Below are 16,850 nucleotides of genomic sequence, written 5' to 3' on the forward strand. Positions count from 1 at the left end.
CCGCACGGTAACGTGCGGACGAGTCCGACTCTGGGAGGTCCCCGCGGTGCCCGCCCCGTTGTTCCCCGCCCTTGCCGACGGTTCCGCCGGAGAAGCCCTGCGCTTCGGCGACCACGTCCTCACCTACCCCGACCTCGCCGCCGTGGCCGGGGGGCTCGCCGCCGAGCTGCCCCGCGGCCGCGTCGCCGTCTGGGCGACCCCGACCGCGCACACGAGCGTCGCGGTCGTCGCCGCGCTGCTCGCCGGCGTGCCGGCCGTGCCGCTCAACCCGAAGATCGGCGAGCGCGAACTCGCCCACATCCTCACCGACAGCGAGCCGCAGCTCGTGCTCGCCGAACCGGGCGCCGAGCTGCCCGCGGCCCTCGCCGAACTGCCGCGGCGGGACATCCCGCTGACCGGCGGGAAAGCGTTCGCCACCGAAGAGCCGGATCCGGAGACGCCCGCGCTGATCGTCTACACGTCGGGCACGACCGGGCCGCCCAAGGGCGTCGTCCTCCCCCGCCGGGCGATCGCGGCCACGCTCGACGCCCTCGAAGACGCCTGGGGCTGGACGGCCGCCGACGTCCTCGTGCACGGGCTCCCGCTGTTCCACGTGCACGGCCTCATCCTCGGCATCCTCGGTCCGCTGCGCCGCGGCGGCTCGGTGCGCCACCTCGGCCGGTTCTCGACCGAGGGCGTCGCGCGCGAGCTGGCGAACGGCGCCACGATGCTGTTCGGCGTCCCGACGATGTACCACCGCATCGCGGGCGAGGTCGGCGAGAACCCCGTGCTGGCGAAGGCGCTGAGCGGCGCCCGGCTCCTGGTTTCGGGCTCGGCCGCGCTGCCGGTGCACGACCACCAGCGGATCACCGCGGCGACCGGCCAGCAGGTCGTCGAGCGCTACGGGATGACCGAGACCCTGATGAACACCAGCGTCCGCGCCGACGGCGAGCGCAAGCCCGGCACGGTCGGGGTCCCGCTCGGCGGGGTCGACCTGCGGCTGATCGGCGACGCCGGCGAGGTGGTCGACGACCTCGAGACGGTCGGCGAGATCCAGGTGCGCGGGCCGAATCTGTTCACCGAGTACCTCAACCGCCCGGACGCGACCGCGGCCGCGGTCGACGACGGCTGGTTCCGCACCGGCGACATGGCGACGCGGGACGCCGACGGTTACGTCAAGATCGTCGGGCGCAAGGCGACCGACCTGATCAAGAGCGGCGGCTACAAGATCGGCGCGGGCGAGATCGAGAACGCGCTGCTCGAACACCCGGGCGTTGCCGAAGCGGCCGTCACCGGCGAGCCGGACGACGACCTCGGCGAGCGGATCGTCGCGTGGGTCGTGCCCGACGGCGAGCCACCGGCCGCCGAGGAACTCGCCGACCACGTCGCGAAGCTGCTCGCGCCGCACAAGCGCCCGCGGGTCGTCCGGTACCTGGACGCGTTGCCGCGCAACGACATGGGCAAGGTCATGAAGCGGGCGCTCGGTGTCTAGGCTGCCCGCGCGCGAAGTCGTCGAAGCGATCGCGAGCGGGTTCACGGAGTTCCCCACGCCGCTGCGCGACGAGCCGGCCGACGGGCCGATCGGCTGGCCGGGGTACCGCGAAGCCCGTGCGGCGGCGGAAGAGCGCACCGGCGAGAAGGAATCGGTCGTCTGCGGGACGGCGAAGATCGGCGACGTCGAGGCCGTGCTGATCGCGTTCGAGTTCGGGTTCCTCGGCGGGTCGCTCGGGCAGCGCACCGGCGACCGGATCGAGGCGGCGTTCGCGCACGCCCGCGACGCGCGGCTGCCGGTGGTGTCGCTGATCGCGACCGGCGGCAGCCGCATGCAGCAGGGCATGCGCGCGCTCATGCAGCTGCAGCGCGTGGCGCGGGCGGCGGCGCTGACCCGCGCGGCGGGCATCCCGCAGGTCTCGGTGCTGCGCGACCCGACGACCGGCGGTGGCTGGGCGACCCTCGGCGCGGGCGCCGACGTCGTGCTCGCGCTGCCGGAAGCGCAGGTCGGGTTCGCGGGCTCGCGGGTGCGGCCGCCGGAAGCCCCGGAGGCGTACACCGCGGAGGCGAAGCTCGAGTGGGGCCAGGTCGACGCCGTCGTCACGCCGGCTGAGCTGGGCACGACGCTGGAACGCTGGCTGCGGCTGCTCACCGCGCGTTCGTCGGCGGCCGCTCCGCCGCCTTCGGCGCTACGAGCCGCTTCCCTGCCCTCGACAGGCTGGGAAGCGGTGCAGGCGGCGCGTTCACCGGAGCGAGCCCGGGCCGCGGAGTACCTGGACGCGTACTTCGACTGGCGGGAGGACATCAGCGGCGACCGCGCCGGCGGTGTCGACCCGGGCGTGGCGTGCGGCTTCGGCTGGCGCGACGGCCGGACGATCGCCTACGCGGCGCAGTGCGGCACGCCGACGTCCCCGGCGGGCTTCCGCACGGCCGCGCGGCTGGTGCGGTTGGCGTCCCGGCTGGGCTTCCCGGTCCTGACGCTGGTCGACACGCCGGGCGCGGCCAACGACGCGGCCGCCGAGCAGGCGGGCGCGGGCGCGGCGATCGCGGCGATGTTCGAGGCGGTCGCGACGGCGGCGATCCCGGTGACGACGCTGGTGATCGGCGAAGGCGGCTCGGGCGGCGCGCTGGCGTTCGCCGCGGCGGAGTCGACGTGGGTGACGCCGGACGCGTACTTCTCGGTGACGTCCCCGGAAGCCGCGGCGGCGATCCTCAAGCGCCCGGCGGCGGAGGTCCCGGACATCGCGAACCGCCTGCACCTGCGGCCCCAGGACCTGGTGGACCTGGGGGTGGCGCGGGCGGTGGTCAAGCCGTCGTGAGCTCCGGGACGCGCTCGGTCCAGGTGCCGTGCGGTTCGAGGGTGATCTCGCGGACGTCGTCCTCGCGGCGGTCCAGCCGGACGACCAGGTAGTCGTCCGAAAGGCGCTCCGCGGATCCCTCGCCCCACTCGACCACGATGGCCGAGCGCTCCAGGTCCGTGTCCAGGTCGAGGTCGTCGAGCTGGGAGAGGTCGCCCCCCAGGCGGTACGCGTCGACGTGCACCAGGGGCACGCCCGGCGCGCCCGCCGGGTGGACGCGGGCCAGGACGAACGTCGGGGAGCTGACGCGGCCGCCGACGCCGAGGCCGTCGGCGATGCCGCGGGTCAGCGTCGTCTTGCCCGCGCCGAGCGGGCCCGCGAGCAGCACCAGGTCGCCCGCGCGCAACGCGCGGCCGAGGGCCCGCCCGAAGTCCATGGTCTCTTCGGGCGTGGGAAACACCATGCTCAACGCTGCCACCACCAGGTTCGCCGGGACGAGGTTTCGCCGTCCACACCGGAACAGCGTTGCAGGAGATCGATCAGATGGCTGTTCACCAGCTCGGGCTGCTCGAGCTGGACCATGTGGCCGGCGCCGCGGACGCGCACCAGCTCCGCGTCGGGCAGCTCGGCCGCGATCCGCTCGGCGTGCGCGAACGGCGTGAACCGGTCCGAATCACCGCCGATGACCAGCACTTCCGCGTGCTTGAGCCCGGCGAGCGCGGCGTACCGGTTGTGGCTGCCGAGCGTGTCGACGAAGTTGACGAGCCCGCGCACGGGCGTCACTTCCAGCATCTCGAGCATGAAGTCGACCAGCCGCGGCGCGACGTCCCGGCTGCCGAACGCCAGCCGGCGCACGGCCTGCCGCGTCAGCTGCCCGCCGGCCGCGCGGACGAACTCCACCAGCCCGGGCTGCCAGCCGGCGAGACCACCGGCGGCGCGCGTCAGCGGGTTGTACTTCGAGAGCAGCGAGCGGGGCAACCCGCGTGCGCCCACTTCGCCCGCCGCCGTCGCGATGAACGCGACGCCGCAGACGCGGTCTTCGAACAGCTCCGGGAACTCGGCGGCCAGCTCCATGATCACCATGCCGCCCATCGAGTGCCCCATCAGCACGATGGGCCCGTCCGGCACCACGGACCGCAGCACGCAGTCGAGGTCCCGCGCCAGCTGCTCGATCGTCGACGTCTCCGCGGAGGCCGCGCCGGACAGGCCGTGGCTGCGGTGGTCGTAGTACACCTGCCGCACGCGGGGCAGCCGCAGCGACGCGAGGTCGCGGCGCTGGAAGTGCCAGCAGCGCCGCGAAAGCGCGAAGCCGTGGACCCCCACGACGGTCAGTTCCGGTTCCCCGCCGTCTTCCGGGTCGATCTCCTCGACCGAAAGCGGCGTGCCGTCCTCGGCCGCGACCGTCGACGTGCGGTCCGGCTTCAGCTCCCCCAGCGGCTCGTCCACGTACGGATCCTCACTGTGCCGCCGCTGCTGCGCGGCGACGGCGATAGCGGCGGCGGTCCCCGTGGCCACGGCCCCCACCCCGCCGGCGATGGCCAGCAGTCGACGTGAAGGTGTCACGAGCGCTCCCCCAGATACCGGCGCCGCACCCGCGGGCGGTACATCGAGGTGACGATCTCGTAGTCGATGGTGCCCAGCTTGTCGGCCCATTCCCGGGCCGTCGGCTCGCCGCGGGTCCCCTGGCCGAAGAGCACGACCTCGTCGCCGACGGACGGCTCGTAGTCACCGCAGTCGACGACGAGCTGGTCCATGCACACGCGGCCGGCCACCGGGCGCCGCTGCCCGCCGAGGAGCACGTCCATCCGCCCGGACAGCGACCGCGGCACGCCGTCGGCGTACCCGGTCGGCACGAGCGCCAGGTTCGTGTCGCGCGGCGTGGTCCAGGTGTGCCCGTAGGACACCGATTCCCCGGCTTCCACGCGCTTGACCAGCGCGACCGCGGACCGGAAGGTCATGGCCGGGCGCAGGTCTTCGGCCTGCGGGACCGGGTTGAGCCCGTACATCGCGATGCCCGGGCGGACGAGGTCGAAGTGCAGGTCCGGCCGGGTGAGCAGGGCCGCGGAGTTCGCCAGGTGCCGCTTCGGGTCGAGGCCGGCCGCGCGGGCGGCGTCGTAGGCCTCGGCGAACCGCTTGGCCTGCATGTCGATCGAGGGGTGCTCGGGCTCGTCCGCGCACGCGAGGTGGGACCAGATCGCGACGACGTCGACCCGCGGTTCGGCGGCCGCCGCTTCGACCAGCTCGGCCCACGCGGCGGGCGGGCAGCCGTTGCGCGAAAGCCCGGTGTCGATTTTGAGGTGCACACGAGCCGGGGTACCCGGTTTCGCCGCGGCGGCGATGCGGCGTAGCTCACCCAGCGAGCTCGCGGCGAGGTCGATGTCGTTTTCGACGCCGGGCGCGAAGTCGACGTCCGGGGTGTCCAGCCAGCTGAACAGGCGGGTGGTGATCCCGGCCGCACGCAGGGCGAGGGCTTCGCCGAGCGAGCAGGTGCCGAGCCAGCTCGCGCCGGCCTCGACCGCGGCGCGCGCCACCGGCAGCGCGCCGTGGCCGTAGGCGTCGGCCTTCACCACGGCCATCACCTCGGCGCCGGGCGCGCGGGCGCCCAGCAGGGCGAGGTTGTGGCGGATCGCGTCGAGGTCGATGTCGACCTGCGCCCGAGGGAAACTGGAGGTCATAACGCCCTCCAGTTTCCCATGACCCGAGGTCAGGGCAGGCGCAGCCCGGACGTGGTGGAGAACACGTGCAGCGCGTCGGGGCGGATCCGCAGGTGGAGGGTGTCGCCCATGGCGGGCGGCGTGCGCGGGTCGACCCGGGCGACGACGTTGGACTTGTTGTCGTCGGCGTCGGTCTCGGCGAGCTTGCCGTAGACGTAGGCGTCCGAGCCGAGCTCCTCGACCAGGTCCACCTTGACCGGCAGGGTGCCGTCCTCGCTGGTGGCGACCTCGAGGGCCTCCGGCCGGAAGCCGAGGGTCACGGTGTCGCCGTCGGCGGCGGCGATGGTCTCGCGGGTCAGCGGCACGCGCGCGCCACCCACCTCGGCGCCGTCGGCGGTGAGCTTCGCGGTGACGAGGTTCATCGCGGGCGAGCCGATGAACCCGGCGACGAAAGCGTTTGCGGGCTTGTCGTACAGGGCGCGCGGGGTGTCGCACTGCTGCAGCAGGCCGTCCGACAGCACGGCGACGCGGTCACCCATCGTCATGGCCTCGACCTGGTCGTGCGTGACGTACACGGTCGTGACGCCGAGGCGGCGCTGCAGCGCGGCGATCTGCGTACGCGTCGACACGCGCAGCTTGGCGTCCAGGTTCGACAGCGGCTCGTCCATCAGGAAGACCTGCGGCTCCCGCACGATCGCGCGGCCCATCGCGACGCGCTGGCGCTGACCGCCGGAGAGCGCCTTCGGCTTGCGGTCGAGGTACTGCTCGATGTCCAGCAGCTTCGCGGCCTCGAGCACCTTCTGCTTGATCTCGGACGCGGGGCGGCCGGCGATCTTCAGCGCGAAGCCCATGTTCTGCGCGACCGTCATGTGCGGGTACAGCGCGTAGTTCTGGAACACCATCGCGATGTCGCGCGAGCGCGGCGGCAGCTGGGTGACGTCGCGGTCGCCGATCCAGACGGCGCCTTCGTCGATGTCCTCGAGGCCGGCGAGCATGCGCAGGCTGGTCGACTTGCCGCAGCCGGACGGGCCGACCAGCACCAGGAACTCGCCGTCGGCGATCTCCAGGTCCAGCGCGTCGACCGCGGGGCGCTCCGAACCGGCGTAGCGCCGGGTCGCCTTGTCGTAGGTGATGGAAGCCATCGGTCAGTCCTCTCCGAGATTCCGCCGGACCCCGTACGCCGCTTCGCGGGCTTCGAGGTGGCGCTGCTGGATCCGGTGGCCCTCGGCGCGCTGCGCCTCGGTCGGCTCGTCCAGCTCGAGCGCTTTCTTGTTTTCCTGCCAGGACGGGGGTTCCGCACTGGAAGCCAGGGCCCACGCCGCCTGCCGCGCCGCTCCGATGGCGACGTACTCGGCGACTTCGGGCAGCTGCACGGGCACGCCGAACACCAGCGGCGCGACCGCGCGGACGGCGGCCGACTGCGCGCCGCCGCCGATCAGCAGCACGCGGCGGACGTCGAGACCGTGCGTGCGGACCGCGTCGAGACCCGCGGCGAGGCCGCAGAGCATGCCTTCGACGGCGCTGCGCGCGAGGTTCTGCGGGGTCATGTTCGCCCTGGTCAGACCGCTGAGCGAGCCGGTGGCACCCGGCAGGTTCGGGGTGCGCTCGCCGTCCAGGTAGGGCAGGAACGTGAGGCCTTCGGCGCCGGGCGCGCCGGCCAGGGCGAGCCGGTCGAACTCGCTCAGCGTCGCGCCAAGCATCGACGCCGTCGCGGTGAGGACGCGGGCGGCGTTGAGGGTGCAGGCCAGCGGCAGGAACCGGCCGGTGGCGTCGGCGAACCCGGCGACCTCGCCGGTGGCGTCGGCCGCGCCGGTCTCGGCGACCCCGAACACCGTGCCGCTGGTGCCGAGGGAGACGACGACGTCGCCGGGCTTGAGTTCCAGCCCGAGCGCGGCGGCCATGTTGTCGCCCGTGCCCGCCGAGACGAGCACGCCGTCCGCGGTGTGGCCGGCGGCCTGGGCCGGGCCGAGCACGGTGGGCAGCTCCGGCGTCCGGCCGCCGAAGGCGTGGCTCAGGACGTCGAGGCGGTAGGCGTTGTCGGACGGCGAGAAGTAGCCGGTGCCGGACGCGTCGCCGCGGTCGGTGACCGGGTCGCCGCCGGTGAGCTTCCAGGTCAGCCAGTCGTGCGGGAGCAGCACGCGCGCGACGCGGTCGGCCAGCTCGGGCTCGTTGTCGGCCAGCCAGCGCAGCTTCGTCACGGTGAAGCTGGCTACCGGCACCGAGCCGACGGACTTCGCCCAGACCGACGGGCCGCCGAGCTCGTCGATGAGGTCGAGCGCCGACTGCGCGGAGCGGGTGTCGTTCCACAGCAGCGCGGGCCGGACGACCTCGCCGTCCTCGTCGAGGGTGACCATGCCGTGCTGCTGCCCGCCGACGCCGATGGCCTTGACGTCGTCGAGCAGGCCGTTCGTGGCTTCGCCGAAGGCGTCCCACCAGGCGGCGGGGTCGACCTCGGTGCCCTCGGGGTGCGGCGCGCGGCCGGTGCGGACGATTTCGCCGGTTTCGGCGTCGCACACGACGACCTTGGTCGACTGCGTGGACGAGTCGATGCCGGCGACCAGCTCAGCTGTCATAGGGCTGCCCCTCTGGGACGTGTTCGACGATCTCGATCGCGGTGCCCGCGTTGAGCGCGGCCTCGATCTCCTCGGTCGGCGTGGCTTCGCCGGTGATCAACAGGTCGTAGTCGCCGACGTCGCCGTGGGCGTAGGTGGCGGTGCGGCCGAACTTCGAGTGGTCGACGACCAGGACGCTGTGGTTCGCGACCTTGAGCGCGGCCTTCTTGAGCTCGGCGTAGTCGCGGTCCGGGTGGAAGAGCCGCCCGACGGCGACCGCGGTGACCGAGACGAAGGAGACGTCGGCGCGGATCGAGTCGAGCAGGCCGAGCACCTCGGGACCGGCGCAGGAGTCGTACTCGCGGGAGTAGCGGCCACCGGCGAGCACGACGTCGGCGCCGCCGTCACCGAGCACGCGCGCGGCCCGCAGGGAGTTGGTGACGACGGTCAGGCCCTCGATCTCCGCGAGCCGCGTGACCAGCGGGAGGAGGGTGGTGGAGTCGTCGACGAAGACGGTCTGGCCGGGGTGGACGTGCCGCGCGGCGGCCTCGCCGAGCGCGTCCTTCTCACCGCGGTGGAGGGCGTCGCCGAAGCGGGCGGCGGACTCGACGGTGAGCGCCGGGTAGGCCTCGACCTTGCCGCGGAGCTTGCGCAGGAGCCGGCGTTCGGCCAGGTCGTCGAGGTCGCGGTGCATGGTCATGAGGCTGACCTTGAAGCGCGCGGTCAGGTCGTCGATCCGCGCTTCGCCCTGCTCGATGATGTGGTCGAGGATCTCCTGCCGGCGCTGCTCGACGGCAGCGTCGGACGGCCGGGTCTTCCGGTCTCCGGGTGCTGTGCCGCCGCTCACACAGCCTTCTTACCAGATTTACGGCCCAGAGTTAACAGAGAACTCGATATCTCTTCGCACGACCCCGGGGCCACTTTCACCCGAAAGTGGCCCCGGAGCGGGAACTCCGGATCACTTTGGTAGAGAAAGTGACGTTCAGGGCGTCAGGGAGCGGATGGCGCGGATGGCCTCCGGGATGGCGTGGACCAGGCCCGATGCCGACGTCGGGGCGTTCTGGGCCGCGATAGCTCCCGCCAGCGAGTGGACGTGGGCCGCGGCGGCCGCGGCCAGCCAGGGGTCCAGGCCGGCCGCCAGGAGCGAACCCACCAAGCCCGAGAGCACGTCGCCGGAGCCCGCCGTCGCCAGCCAGGCGCCGTGCGGCTTGTTCAGCGCGACCCGGCCGTCCGGGGCCGCCACCACCGTGACGTGCCCCTTCAGCAGCACGACTGCGTCGTACTTCTTCGCGGCCTCACGCGCGGCCGTGACGCGATCCGCGCCCGGCTTGCGGCCCATCAGGCGCTCGTACTCGCCCGCGTGCGGCGTCAGCACCAGCGGCGTGTCCGGGTCGCGGGCGTCGAGGACGTCCGGTGACTTCGCGATGATCGTCGTCGCGTCGGCGTCCGCGCAGACCGGGACGCCCTGGCCGAGCACGTACCGCAGCACGTCCCGGCCTTCGGAGCCGGTGCCGATGCCCGGGCCGACCGCCCAGGCCTGGACGCGCCCGGCGTCGGCGACCGTGCCCGTCGCGATGATCTCCGGCCACTGCGCCCGGACGACGTCGGCGGCGTGACCGGCGTAGCGGACCATGCCCGACGTCGCGCGGACGGCCGAGCCCGCGGCCAGCACCGCCGCACCCGGGTAGGTCGCCGAACCCGCCGCTACGCCGACCACGCCCTGGCTGTACTTGTCATCGTCCGGGCCGGGGATCGGCCAAGCGGCGGCGACGTCGGCGATGTCGAGCCGCCGCAGGTCCGGGTCGCTGAGTTCGAGGCCGATGTCCACCAGCACGACCTCGCCGCAGTGGGCGGGCGCGAGCGCGTGCACCGGCTTGAGCGCGCCGAAGGTGACGGTCTTGGCCGCCTCCACCGCGGGGCCGTCGACCGCGCCGGTGTCCGGATCGACGCCGCTGGGGAGGTCGACCGCGACGATCGGGGCTGCCACCAGCTCGACGAGCCGGGCCGCGTCCGGGCGCAGGCCGCCTTTGCCGGAGATCCCGACGATCCCGTCGACCACGACGTCGGCCCGCTCAATCCACTGTGGACCCTCGTCGGCGGGGACCGCGCGGCCGCCGGACCGGCGCAGCGCCGCCAGTCCCTTGGCGTGCGCCTTCTCGGGCTTGAGCAGGACCGCCGTGACGGCCACTCCGCGACGGCGCAGGAAGGCGCCCGCCCAGAGCGCGTCGCCGCCGTTGTCGCCGGAGCCGACCAGGAGCACGACCCGGCGGCCGGAAACGCCGCCGGTGTGGTCTTCGAGGAAGTCCGCGATGTGCACCGCGAGCCCGAAGGACGCCCGCCGCATCAGCTCGCCCTCCGGCGTGACGGCGAACGCCCGTGCCTCCGCCTCGCGAATCCGTTCCGTGGTCCAGATTCCCTGCACGGCGAAGGCCTCCCGCTACTCGACGGTCACGGACTTCGCCAGGTTACGCGGCTTGTCGACGTCGTACCCGCGGGCGCGGGCGATCTCCGCGGCCAGCACCTGCAGCGGCACCGTGGACACCAGTGGCTGCAGCAGCGTCGGCACCGCGGGGACCTCGATGAGCTCGTCGGCGAACGGCCGGACGGTCTCGTCACCCTCTTCGGCGATCACGATCGTGCGGGCGCCGCGGGCCTGGATCTCGCTGATGTTCGACACGAGCTTCGAGTGCAGCACCGCGCGGCCCTTGGGCGACGGCATCACGACGACGACCGGCAGGCCGTCTTCGATCAGCGCGATCGGGCCGTGCTTCAGCTCGCCTGCCGCGAAGCCCTCGGCGTGCATGTACGCGAGTTCCTTGAGCTTGAGCGCGCCTTCGAGGGCGACCGGGAATCCGACGTGGCGGCCGAGGAACAGCACCGCGCGCGAGTCGGCGATGCGCCGGCCGAGGTCGCGGGTCTGCTCCACAGTGGACAGTACCTTCTGGACGGCCGCGGGCATGGCCTCCAGCTCGGCGAACTCGCGGGCGACCTCGTCCGGGTACTTCGTGCCGCGCGCCTGCGCCAGCGCCAGGCCGACGAGGTAGTTCGCCGCGATCTGGGCGAGGAACGCCTTCGTCGACGCGACGCCGATCTCGGGCCCGGCGTGGGTGTAGAGGACGGCGTCGGACTCACGCGGGATCTGCGCGCCGTTGGTGTTGCAGACGGCCAGGACGCGCGCCTTCTGCTCACGCGCGTGCCGGACGGCTTCGAGCGTGTCCGCCGTCTCGCCGGACTGGGACACGGCGACGACGAGCGTGTCGCGGTCCAGCACCGGGTCGCGGTAGCGGAACTCGGACGCCAGCTCGACCTCGACCGGCAGCCGCGTCCAGTGCTCGATGGCGTACTTCGCGACCAGGCCGGAGTGGTAGGCCGACCCGCAGGCGACGACGAAGACCTTGTCGACGTCGCGGAGGTCCTGGTCGGAGATGCGCTGCTCGTCGAGGATGATCCGGCCGGACTCGAAGTGCCCGCGCAGCGTGTTCGCCAGCGCCTCGGGCTGCTCCTCGATCTCCTTGAGCATGAAGTACTCGTGGCCGCCCTTTTCGGCGGCGGAGAGGTCCCAGTCCACGGTGAACGGCTTGGCCTGGGCGGCGTCGCCGTGGAAGTCGCGGACGTCGTAGCCCTCGCGCGTGATGACGACGAGCTGGTCCTGGCCCAGTTCGACGGCCTCCCGGGTGTGCTCGATGAAGGCGGCGACGTCCGAGGCGACGAAGTGCTCCCCGTCGCCCACGCCGACGACCAGCGGCGACGACCGGCGGGCGGCGACGATGGTGTCCGGCTCGTCGGCGTGCGTCACGACCAGGGTGAAGGCGCCTTCCAGCCGGCGGCAGACGGCGGCGACGCTCGCGGCGAAGTCACCCTTGGTGTCGCCTTCGGCGTAGGCGCGGGCGACGAGGTGGGCGGCGGTCTCGCTGTCGGTGTCGCTGGCCATCTCGACGCCGTCGGCTTCCAGTTCGGCCCGGAGAGCGGCGAAGTTCTCGATGATGCCGTTGTGCACGATCGCGACGCGCTGGCTCGTGTCCCGGTGCGGGTGCGAGTTGCGGTCGATCGGCGCACCGTGGGTGGCCCAGCGGGTGTGGCCCATGCCGGCGGTCCCGGCGAAGTTGTCCCGGCCGACCGCGTCGAGCTCGGCTTCCAGGTTGGCGAGGCGGCCCGCCTTGCGCTCGACGGTCAGCGCACCGGCACCGTCGAGGACCGCGACCCCGGCCGAGTCGTAACCGCGGTACTCCATGCGCCGGAGCCCGCCGAGGACGACGTCCAGAGCCGGGCGGTGCCCGACATATCCCACGATTCCACACACGCGCACCAGCCTAACGAGGGACGTTCGGCAGGCTGACGGGGTCCGGAAAGGCCGCTTGACCTGGGCAAGCCGGATCGGTCATGGTCCGGACCAATGCCCCGTCACCCACTCGGGTACCGGCCCAGCGCCCCAAGGTGGCCTTGGTTGCGTCTCACGCACCCAACGTGGCCTTCGGTGCGTCTGACGCACCGAAGGCCACATTGGGGCGCTTGGGGGTGGGTCCGGGGCTTGCCGGGGCGGCGAGCGAGCCTCCTGCGGGCTCGCGCAGTAGGGTTCCGGCTATGGCCAGCAAGCCCAAGCAGCTGCTCGCGGAGTTGACGCATCCGGGTCCGCACGAGGTCCTGCGGGGTGATCTCGCCCTGGTCGGGCTGCCCGGTGTGGTGTTCACGCCGCGGGCCGGGCTCGGGCTGCCCGCCGTGGCCTTCGGGCACGGGTGGCTGCAGCCGCCGCACCGGTACCGGCAGCTGTTGCAGCACCTTGCCAGCTGGGGCATCGTCGCCGCCGCGCCTGCCACGCAGAAGGGGCCGTTGCCGTCGCACCGGCTGCTCGCCGCCGATCTGCTGACCACCCTCGACGTCGTCACCACCGTGCGGCTCGGGCCGGACGGCATCAGCGTCGATCCCGCCAAGCTCGGGCTCGCCGGGCACTCGACCGGGGGTGGCGCCGCCGTGCTCGCCGCGGCGCAGGACGCCCAGGCCGAGCGCCCGCGGATCCGCGCGGTCGCCACCATCACCGCCGCTCAGACGCTGCCGCCGGCGCACGAGGCCGCCCAGGCCATCACCGTGCCCGGGCTGCACCTCGCCGCGGACGGGGACCTGGTCGCGCCGGCCGTCGGGCACGCCGAAGCCATCGCGAACGGCTGGGGTGGCGACGACGTCCAGCTGCGGCTGCTCGGCAAGGCGTCGCACCTGGGCGTCACCGAGGGCAGGCACTGGTCGCAGCTGATCATGCACGGCAAGCCGCACCGCGGGACGCAGCAGCTGACCCGGGCGCTGTTCACCGCCTTCTTCCTGACGCACCTGACCGGCACCGACAAGTACCGGCCGCTGCTCGAGGCGGACGTCAAGCGCGCCCCCATCGAGCGCGAGGAAGAACCCGCGCACTGACGTGGAAAGGGCCCGGCCGGAGCCGGGCCCTTCCTCACACCAGCCAGCTGGTGCTGGAGAAATCGTCTTCGTCGTCCGGCTGGCGGGCGTGCCTGCCCCGCCGCGGCGGCTCCGGTGCGGCCGGGGCCGGCGGCTCCGGGGCCGGCTCGGGACGCGGGGCGACCGCCGCGGGCGCCGGCACCGGCGTTCCGTAGCTCGGCGTCGGGTACGCCGTGTAGCCCGTGTCCGCCTCTTCGTCCTGGACGCCGAACTCCATCAGCGACTCGCGGGACTTGTCGGCCAGCGTCTTCTCCGTCGCCCAGCCACCCGCGCTCTGCTTGCGCTTGTTGAGCTCGTCCATGTGCTCGGCGTACTTCTGCGCGGCGCCCATCTCCCGCTTCAGCCCCTCGCGCGCCTCCGCGGTGGCCTCGGCGACGTGGCGTTCGCGCAGCCCCCGCTGCTCGTCCTGCTCCCGCGCCGCGGCTTCCATCGTCGAGATCGCCGCGCGGTACCGGTCTTCGGCGCTGCTCATCGGCCCTCCTCAGCCCTCGTCACCGGTCGTACCGGATCGAACGGTCACCCTCGTCGTCGAGCGAGCCGCTGATCCGGCCCTTCGCGCCGCTCGTTTCGAACACGCCGCCCTCGATGCGGTACTGGCTGGGGCCGCGCTGCTGGTCGCCGCCGCCACCGCCGCCCGGGGCACCGCCCATGCCGCCCATCATCCCGCCCATGCCGCTCATCCCGCTCATGCCGGACGAGCCGCTCGCCGCGGCCTGGTGCGCGCCGGCGTCGACCGGGGTCGCGCCCAGCCCGCCGCCGTCGGACATCGGCATCGACGCGTCGCTGCCCGTCTGGGCACCCGGGTCGAGCGACACCGCGCCGGCGAAGTCCGCCGTCGCGCCGCCGCCGGTGACCGCGGAGCCGAAGTCGCTCGCCCCCGCCGTCGTCGTCGCGTCGCCACCGCCACCGGCACCGCCGCCCGCGTCGGCCGTCGCCACGGCGGGCTCCGCGCCGACACTGCTGCCGCCGCCGAAGTCACCGCCGACGTCGACCCCGCCCGGGGCGCTGAACCCGCTCGCGCCGCCACCGGCCGCTTCGCTGCGCGTGAAGCCCGGGTCCGGGTTGGGCGGCGCCGGGTCCTTCGTCAGCGGGGTCTCGGCCTTCGGGTCGTGCTTGATCTCCGAGCCCGCCGGGTCGGTCTTGCCGTCGCCCTTGCCGTCCGCCTTGAGGTCGTCGGCCTTGGGGTCGTCCTTCTCGTCGAGCGTGTAGGTGGTCGGCTCGCCCTTGCCGTCGTCGACGGTCACGATCGTCGGGCCGTCGGGGCCCTCCGGCCGCTCGGCCGTGATCTTGAGGTTGCCGTCCTGGATGTGGATCTTGCCGTCCGGGCCGGGCTTGTAGCTGCCGTCGGCCGAGGGCTGGCCCTCCTTGACCGCCTGGCTGCCCTGCGGGCCGAAGCTGCCGTCGGCCTTGGCGCCGTCCTTGCCGTCCTTGCCTGCTTCGGCCTTGTCGTCGTCACCCCAGTCGAGGTGGTAGTCCTTCTTGTGGCCGTGGCCGTCGTCCACGGAGATGTCCTGCTTGCCCTCCTTGTCGGGCTCGGACATCTCGATCGTGTTGTCGCCCTTCTTGACCGACACCGTGTCGGTGTCGTCCATGTCCTTGATGGCTTCGCCGGTCTTCGGGTCGATCGGGTACGGCTCGCCGGTCGCCGGGTCGACTTCGAGGGGCTTGCCGGTGATCGGGTTCTTGCCGTCGTCCGGCTTCGCGGGGTCCTCGGTCTTCGGCGGCTCGGTCGCCGACGGCGTCGTGCCGCCCCCGCCGGTGCCGCCGCCGGTTCCCCCACCGGTGCCGCCACCGGTCCCGCCGCCCGTGCCACCGCCGGTGTTGCCGCCCTTGTCGCCGCCCCCGGTGTTGCCGCCCTTGTCCCCGCCGCCCTTGTCGCCGCCGCCGTCGTTCTTCGCCTCGGTCAGCTGGTTGCGGTAGCCGTCCATGTACCGCGCGAGCGCGCCGAACTGCTGGTCGATGGTGTCCTTGGCGGTCTTGCAGGAGCCGTCGAAGGCGTTGATCAGGCCCTTGTACTCCCGCGCGAAAGCACCGTCGCGCCAGTAGCGGGTGACCTGGCGGCCGTATTCGATGTTCTCGTCGTTGAAGCCGCAGTCGTCGTTCTGCAGGCGCTCGGCGAGGTTCGACGGGTTGTTGTTCTTCGCGTTGACCGCGTCGATCCAGCTCGCGACCTTCATGAAGTCGTCGAACTCCTCGGTGTCGCCGTTGGCGATCTTGAGGACGTCCTTCGCCATCGGGATGTCGGCTTCGGCGATCACCGGGCGGTGCAGCTGCAGGACCTCGTCGACCTTCTTCTTGACGGCGTCGAAGACGTGCGTCACGGTCTGCGGGATCAGCTTCGCCGCGCCGTCGATCTGCTGCGAAAGCTCCTTGGCGTGCGGCTTGATCGTCTCGTCGTACTTGATTTCCGCCGCGTTGGCGCCCTTGCCCTTCCATTCCCCGAAGAGGGTCTGGAGCTCGGTGTCGCTCTTGCTCAGCGTGTCCTCGACGACCTTGTGCGCCTTGGCGAGGTCGTCGGCGTCGGAAAGGAACTTCTGGTACTGGATCCCGCGGTTCTCGTGGAACTTGTCCTTGAGTTCGGTCTGGGAATTCTTCTTCTCGCCCTCGCCGCCCTTGATCTGGTTCCAGACCTCGTCGGTCCACTTCGCGAGCAGGTCGACCGCGACGTTGCCCTGGTCCAGCTGCTCGTCGGAACTCTTCGCGCCGACCCCCAGCGTCGGCGTGGTGATCCCGTCCAGGTTCTTCTTCGCCTGGTCGCGCTCGTCGGTCTGGCGCTGGTGTTCCTGGTTCTTGGCCGCCGACTCCGTCTTCGCTTCCTTGACGATGTCGTCGGTGTCGTTGGAATCGAACGGGTCGTAACCGCCGCCGCCGTCGGAGTAGTTCTCGATGTACTTCTTCGCGTACTCTTCTTCTTCGTCGTTGAAGTTGAAGGTGTTGCGGTCGTACTCCTCCATGAGCTTCGTCTTCGTCTCCATGGAGACGTTCGGGTCATCGAGGACCTTCTTGATTTCGGCCCAGTCAGCCATCAGCGGTTACCCCCGGCCTGGTTCGCCTGCGCGCCGGCGTTCGCTTCCTGCGCGGTGTACTTGGAGCCGGCCGTCCCGATCCCGCTGCCGAGGTTCATGAGGGCGTTCGACAGCCCCGTCATGCCCGCGCCGATCTCGTCCATCCCGGCCTTGTACTTGCCGAAACCCTCCTGGTGCACGCGGCCGAAGTCGGCGGCGGCGATCTCGGTCGGCGCGACCTTCTTCGCTTCGGCCGCCGGGTCGTCGGCGGCGTCCGCGAGGCGGATTTGCGCCCGCGTCATCGCCTCCGAACTCGCTGCATACCCGTCTGGCATGGTCGCTGCCCCCTTCGATCCCACAGTCACTGGCTCGGGTTTCAAGACTGTGACGCGCCCGGCCGCCGTTCGGTGCCGTCGCAGATGCACA

14 protein-coding genes are annotated in these 16,850 nt (G+C 72.5%); 3 read left to right on the forward strand and 11 right to left on the reverse strand.

What is annotated here, in order from left to right; genetic code table 11:
* Positions 1-46: 46 nt before the first annotated feature.
* Together EIY87_RS10430 and EIY87_RS10435 are read left to right on the forward strand one after the other, a co-directional pair.
* Positions 47-1,471: an acyl-CoA synthetase gene (locus EIY87_RS10430; RefSeq protein ID WP_125307447.1), complete on the forward strand. Its 1,425-nt coding sequence runs from the start codon at positions 47-49 to the stop codon at positions 1,469-1,471.
* Positions 1,464-2,789: a carboxyl transferase domain-containing protein gene (locus EIY87_RS10435; protein WP_125307448.1), complete on the forward strand. Its 1,326-nt coding sequence runs from the start codon at positions 1,464-1,466 to the stop codon at positions 2,787-2,789. Before EIY87_RS10430 ends, EIY87_RS10435 begins: the two co-directional genes overlap by 8 nt.
* On the opposite strand, the gene tsaE is transcribed toward EIY87_RS10435, so the two are convergent.
* The 8 genes from tsaE to glmS all read right to left on the reverse strand — a co-directional run bounded on the left by tsaE (position 2,776) and on the right by glmS (position 12,274).
* Entirely contained in the window at positions 2,776-3,237 is a 462-nt protein-coding gene (tsaE, locus tag EIY87_RS10440; protein ID WP_191984031.1) for a tRNA (adenosine(37)-N6)-threonylcarbamoyltransferase complex ATPase subunit type 1 TsaE, read from the reverse strand. The two genes, EIY87_RS10435 and tsaE, sit on opposite strands and share 14 nt — an antisense overlap.
* Positions 3,234-4,331, reverse strand: a complete 1,098-nt coding sequence (locus EIY87_RS10445; protein ID WP_191984032.1) for an alpha/beta fold hydrolase — start codon at positions 4,329-4,331, stop codon at positions 3,234-3,236. Before EIY87_RS10445 ends, tsaE begins: the two co-directional genes overlap by 4 nt.
* Positions 4,328-5,443, reverse strand: coding sequence for an alanine racemase (alr, locus tag EIY87_RS10450; RefSeq protein WP_125307450.1), 1,116 nt, complete (start codon positions 5,441-5,443; stop codon positions 4,328-4,330). Before alr ends, EIY87_RS10445 begins: the two co-directional genes overlap by 4 nt.
* A gap of 29 nt (positions 5,444-5,472) precedes the next feature.
* Positions 5,473-6,564 carry an ABC transporter ATP-binding protein gene (locus EIY87_RS10455; RefSeq protein WP_125307451.1) on the reverse strand — a complete coding sequence of 364 codons (1,092 nt, stop codon included), beginning with the start codon at positions 6,562-6,564 and terminating at the stop codon, positions 5,473-5,475.
* Positions 6,565-6,567: 3 nt separating this feature from the next.
* Positions 6,568-7,995, reverse strand: a complete 1,428-nt coding sequence (gene xylB, locus EIY87_RS10460; RefSeq protein WP_125307452.1) for a xylulokinase — start codon at positions 7,993-7,995, stop codon at positions 6,568-6,570.
* Entirely contained in the window at positions 7,985-8,821 is an 837-nt protein-coding gene (locus EIY87_RS10465) for a DeoR/GlpR family DNA-binding transcription regulator (RefSeq protein ID WP_125307453.1), read from the reverse strand. Before EIY87_RS10465 ends, xylB begins: the two co-directional genes overlap by 11 nt.
* A 135-nt stretch (positions 8,822-8,956) precedes the next feature.
* On the reverse strand, positions 8,957-10,396 hold the full coding sequence (locus EIY87_RS10470) for an NAD(P)H-hydrate dehydratase (protein ID WP_125307454.1): 1,440 nt from the start codon (positions 10,394-10,396) through the stop codon (positions 8,957-8,959).
* Positions 10,397-10,411: 15 nt separating this feature from the next.
* Positions 10,412-12,274, reverse strand: a complete 1,863-nt coding sequence (glmS, locus tag EIY87_RS10475; protein WP_125307455.1) for a glutamine--fructose-6-phosphate transaminase (isomerizing) — start codon at positions 12,272-12,274, stop codon at positions 10,412-10,414.
* A gap of 281 nt (positions 12,275-12,555) precedes the next feature.
* Here glmS and EIY87_RS10480 point away from each other — a divergent pair, with 281 nt between their 5' ends.
* Positions 12,556-13,380, forward strand: coding sequence for a poly(ethylene terephthalate) hydrolase family protein (locus EIY87_RS10480; protein WP_125307456.1), 825 nt, complete (start codon positions 12,556-12,558; stop codon positions 13,378-13,380).
* A gap of 34 nt (positions 13,381-13,414) precedes the next feature.
* On the opposite strand, the gene EIY87_RS10485 is transcribed toward EIY87_RS10480, so the two are convergent.
* Genes EIY87_RS10485 through EIY87_RS10495 form a run of 3 tightly spaced genes read right to left on the reverse strand, consistent with a single transcriptional unit; the run spans position 13,415 to position 16,726 of the window.
* On the reverse strand, positions 13,415-13,891 hold the full coding sequence (locus EIY87_RS10485; protein WP_125307457.1) for a hypothetical protein: 477 nt from the start codon (positions 13,889-13,891) through the stop codon (positions 13,415-13,417).
* A gap of 19 nt (positions 13,892-13,910) precedes the next feature.
* Complete coding sequence (locus EIY87_RS10490) at positions 13,911-16,445, reverse strand: WXG100 family type VII secretion target (RefSeq protein WP_125307458.1); 2,535 nt, start codon at positions 16,443-16,445, stop codon at positions 13,911-13,913.
* Positions 16,445-16,726: a hypothetical protein gene (locus tag EIY87_RS10495; protein ID WP_125307459.1), complete on the reverse strand. Its 282-nt coding sequence runs from the start codon at positions 16,724-16,726 to the stop codon at positions 16,445-16,447. Before EIY87_RS10495 ends, EIY87_RS10490 begins: the two co-directional genes overlap by 1 nt.
* Positions 16,727-16,850 lie beyond the last annotated feature (124 nt).

Source organism: Amycolatopsis eburnea (assembly GCF_003937945.1).
GTDB lineage: Bacteria > Actinomycetota > Actinomycetes > Mycobacteriales > Pseudonocardiaceae > Amycolatopsis > Amycolatopsis eburnea.

Coding starts and splice junctions, on each gene's coding strand:
- alr (WP_125307450.1), bottom strand. CDS start 5,443: ATGACCTCCAGTTTCCCTCGGGCGCAGGTCGACATCGACCTCGACGCG.
- EIY87_RS10455 (WP_125307451.1), bottom strand. CDS start 6,564: ATGGCTTCCATCACCTACGACAAGGCGACCCGGCGCTACGCCGGTTCG.
- xylB (WP_125307452.1), bottom strand. CDS start 7,995: ATGACAGCTGAGCTGGTCGCCGGCATCGACTCGTCCACGCAGTCGACC.
- EIY87_RS10480 (WP_125307456.1), top strand. CDS start 12,556: ATGGCCAGCAAGCCCAAGCAGCTGCTCGCGGAGTTGACGCATCCGGGT.
- EIY87_RS10485 (WP_125307457.1), bottom strand. CDS start 13,891: ATGAGCAGCGCCGAAGACCGGTACCGCGCGGCGATCTCGACGATGGAA.
- EIY87_RS10490 (WP_125307458.1), bottom strand. CDS start 16,445: ATGGCTGACTGGGCCGAAATCAAGAAGGTCCTCGATGACCCGAACGTC.
- EIY87_RS10495 (WP_125307459.1), bottom strand. CDS start 16,726: ATGACGCGGGCGCAAATCCGCCTCGCGGACGCCGCCGACGACCCGGCG.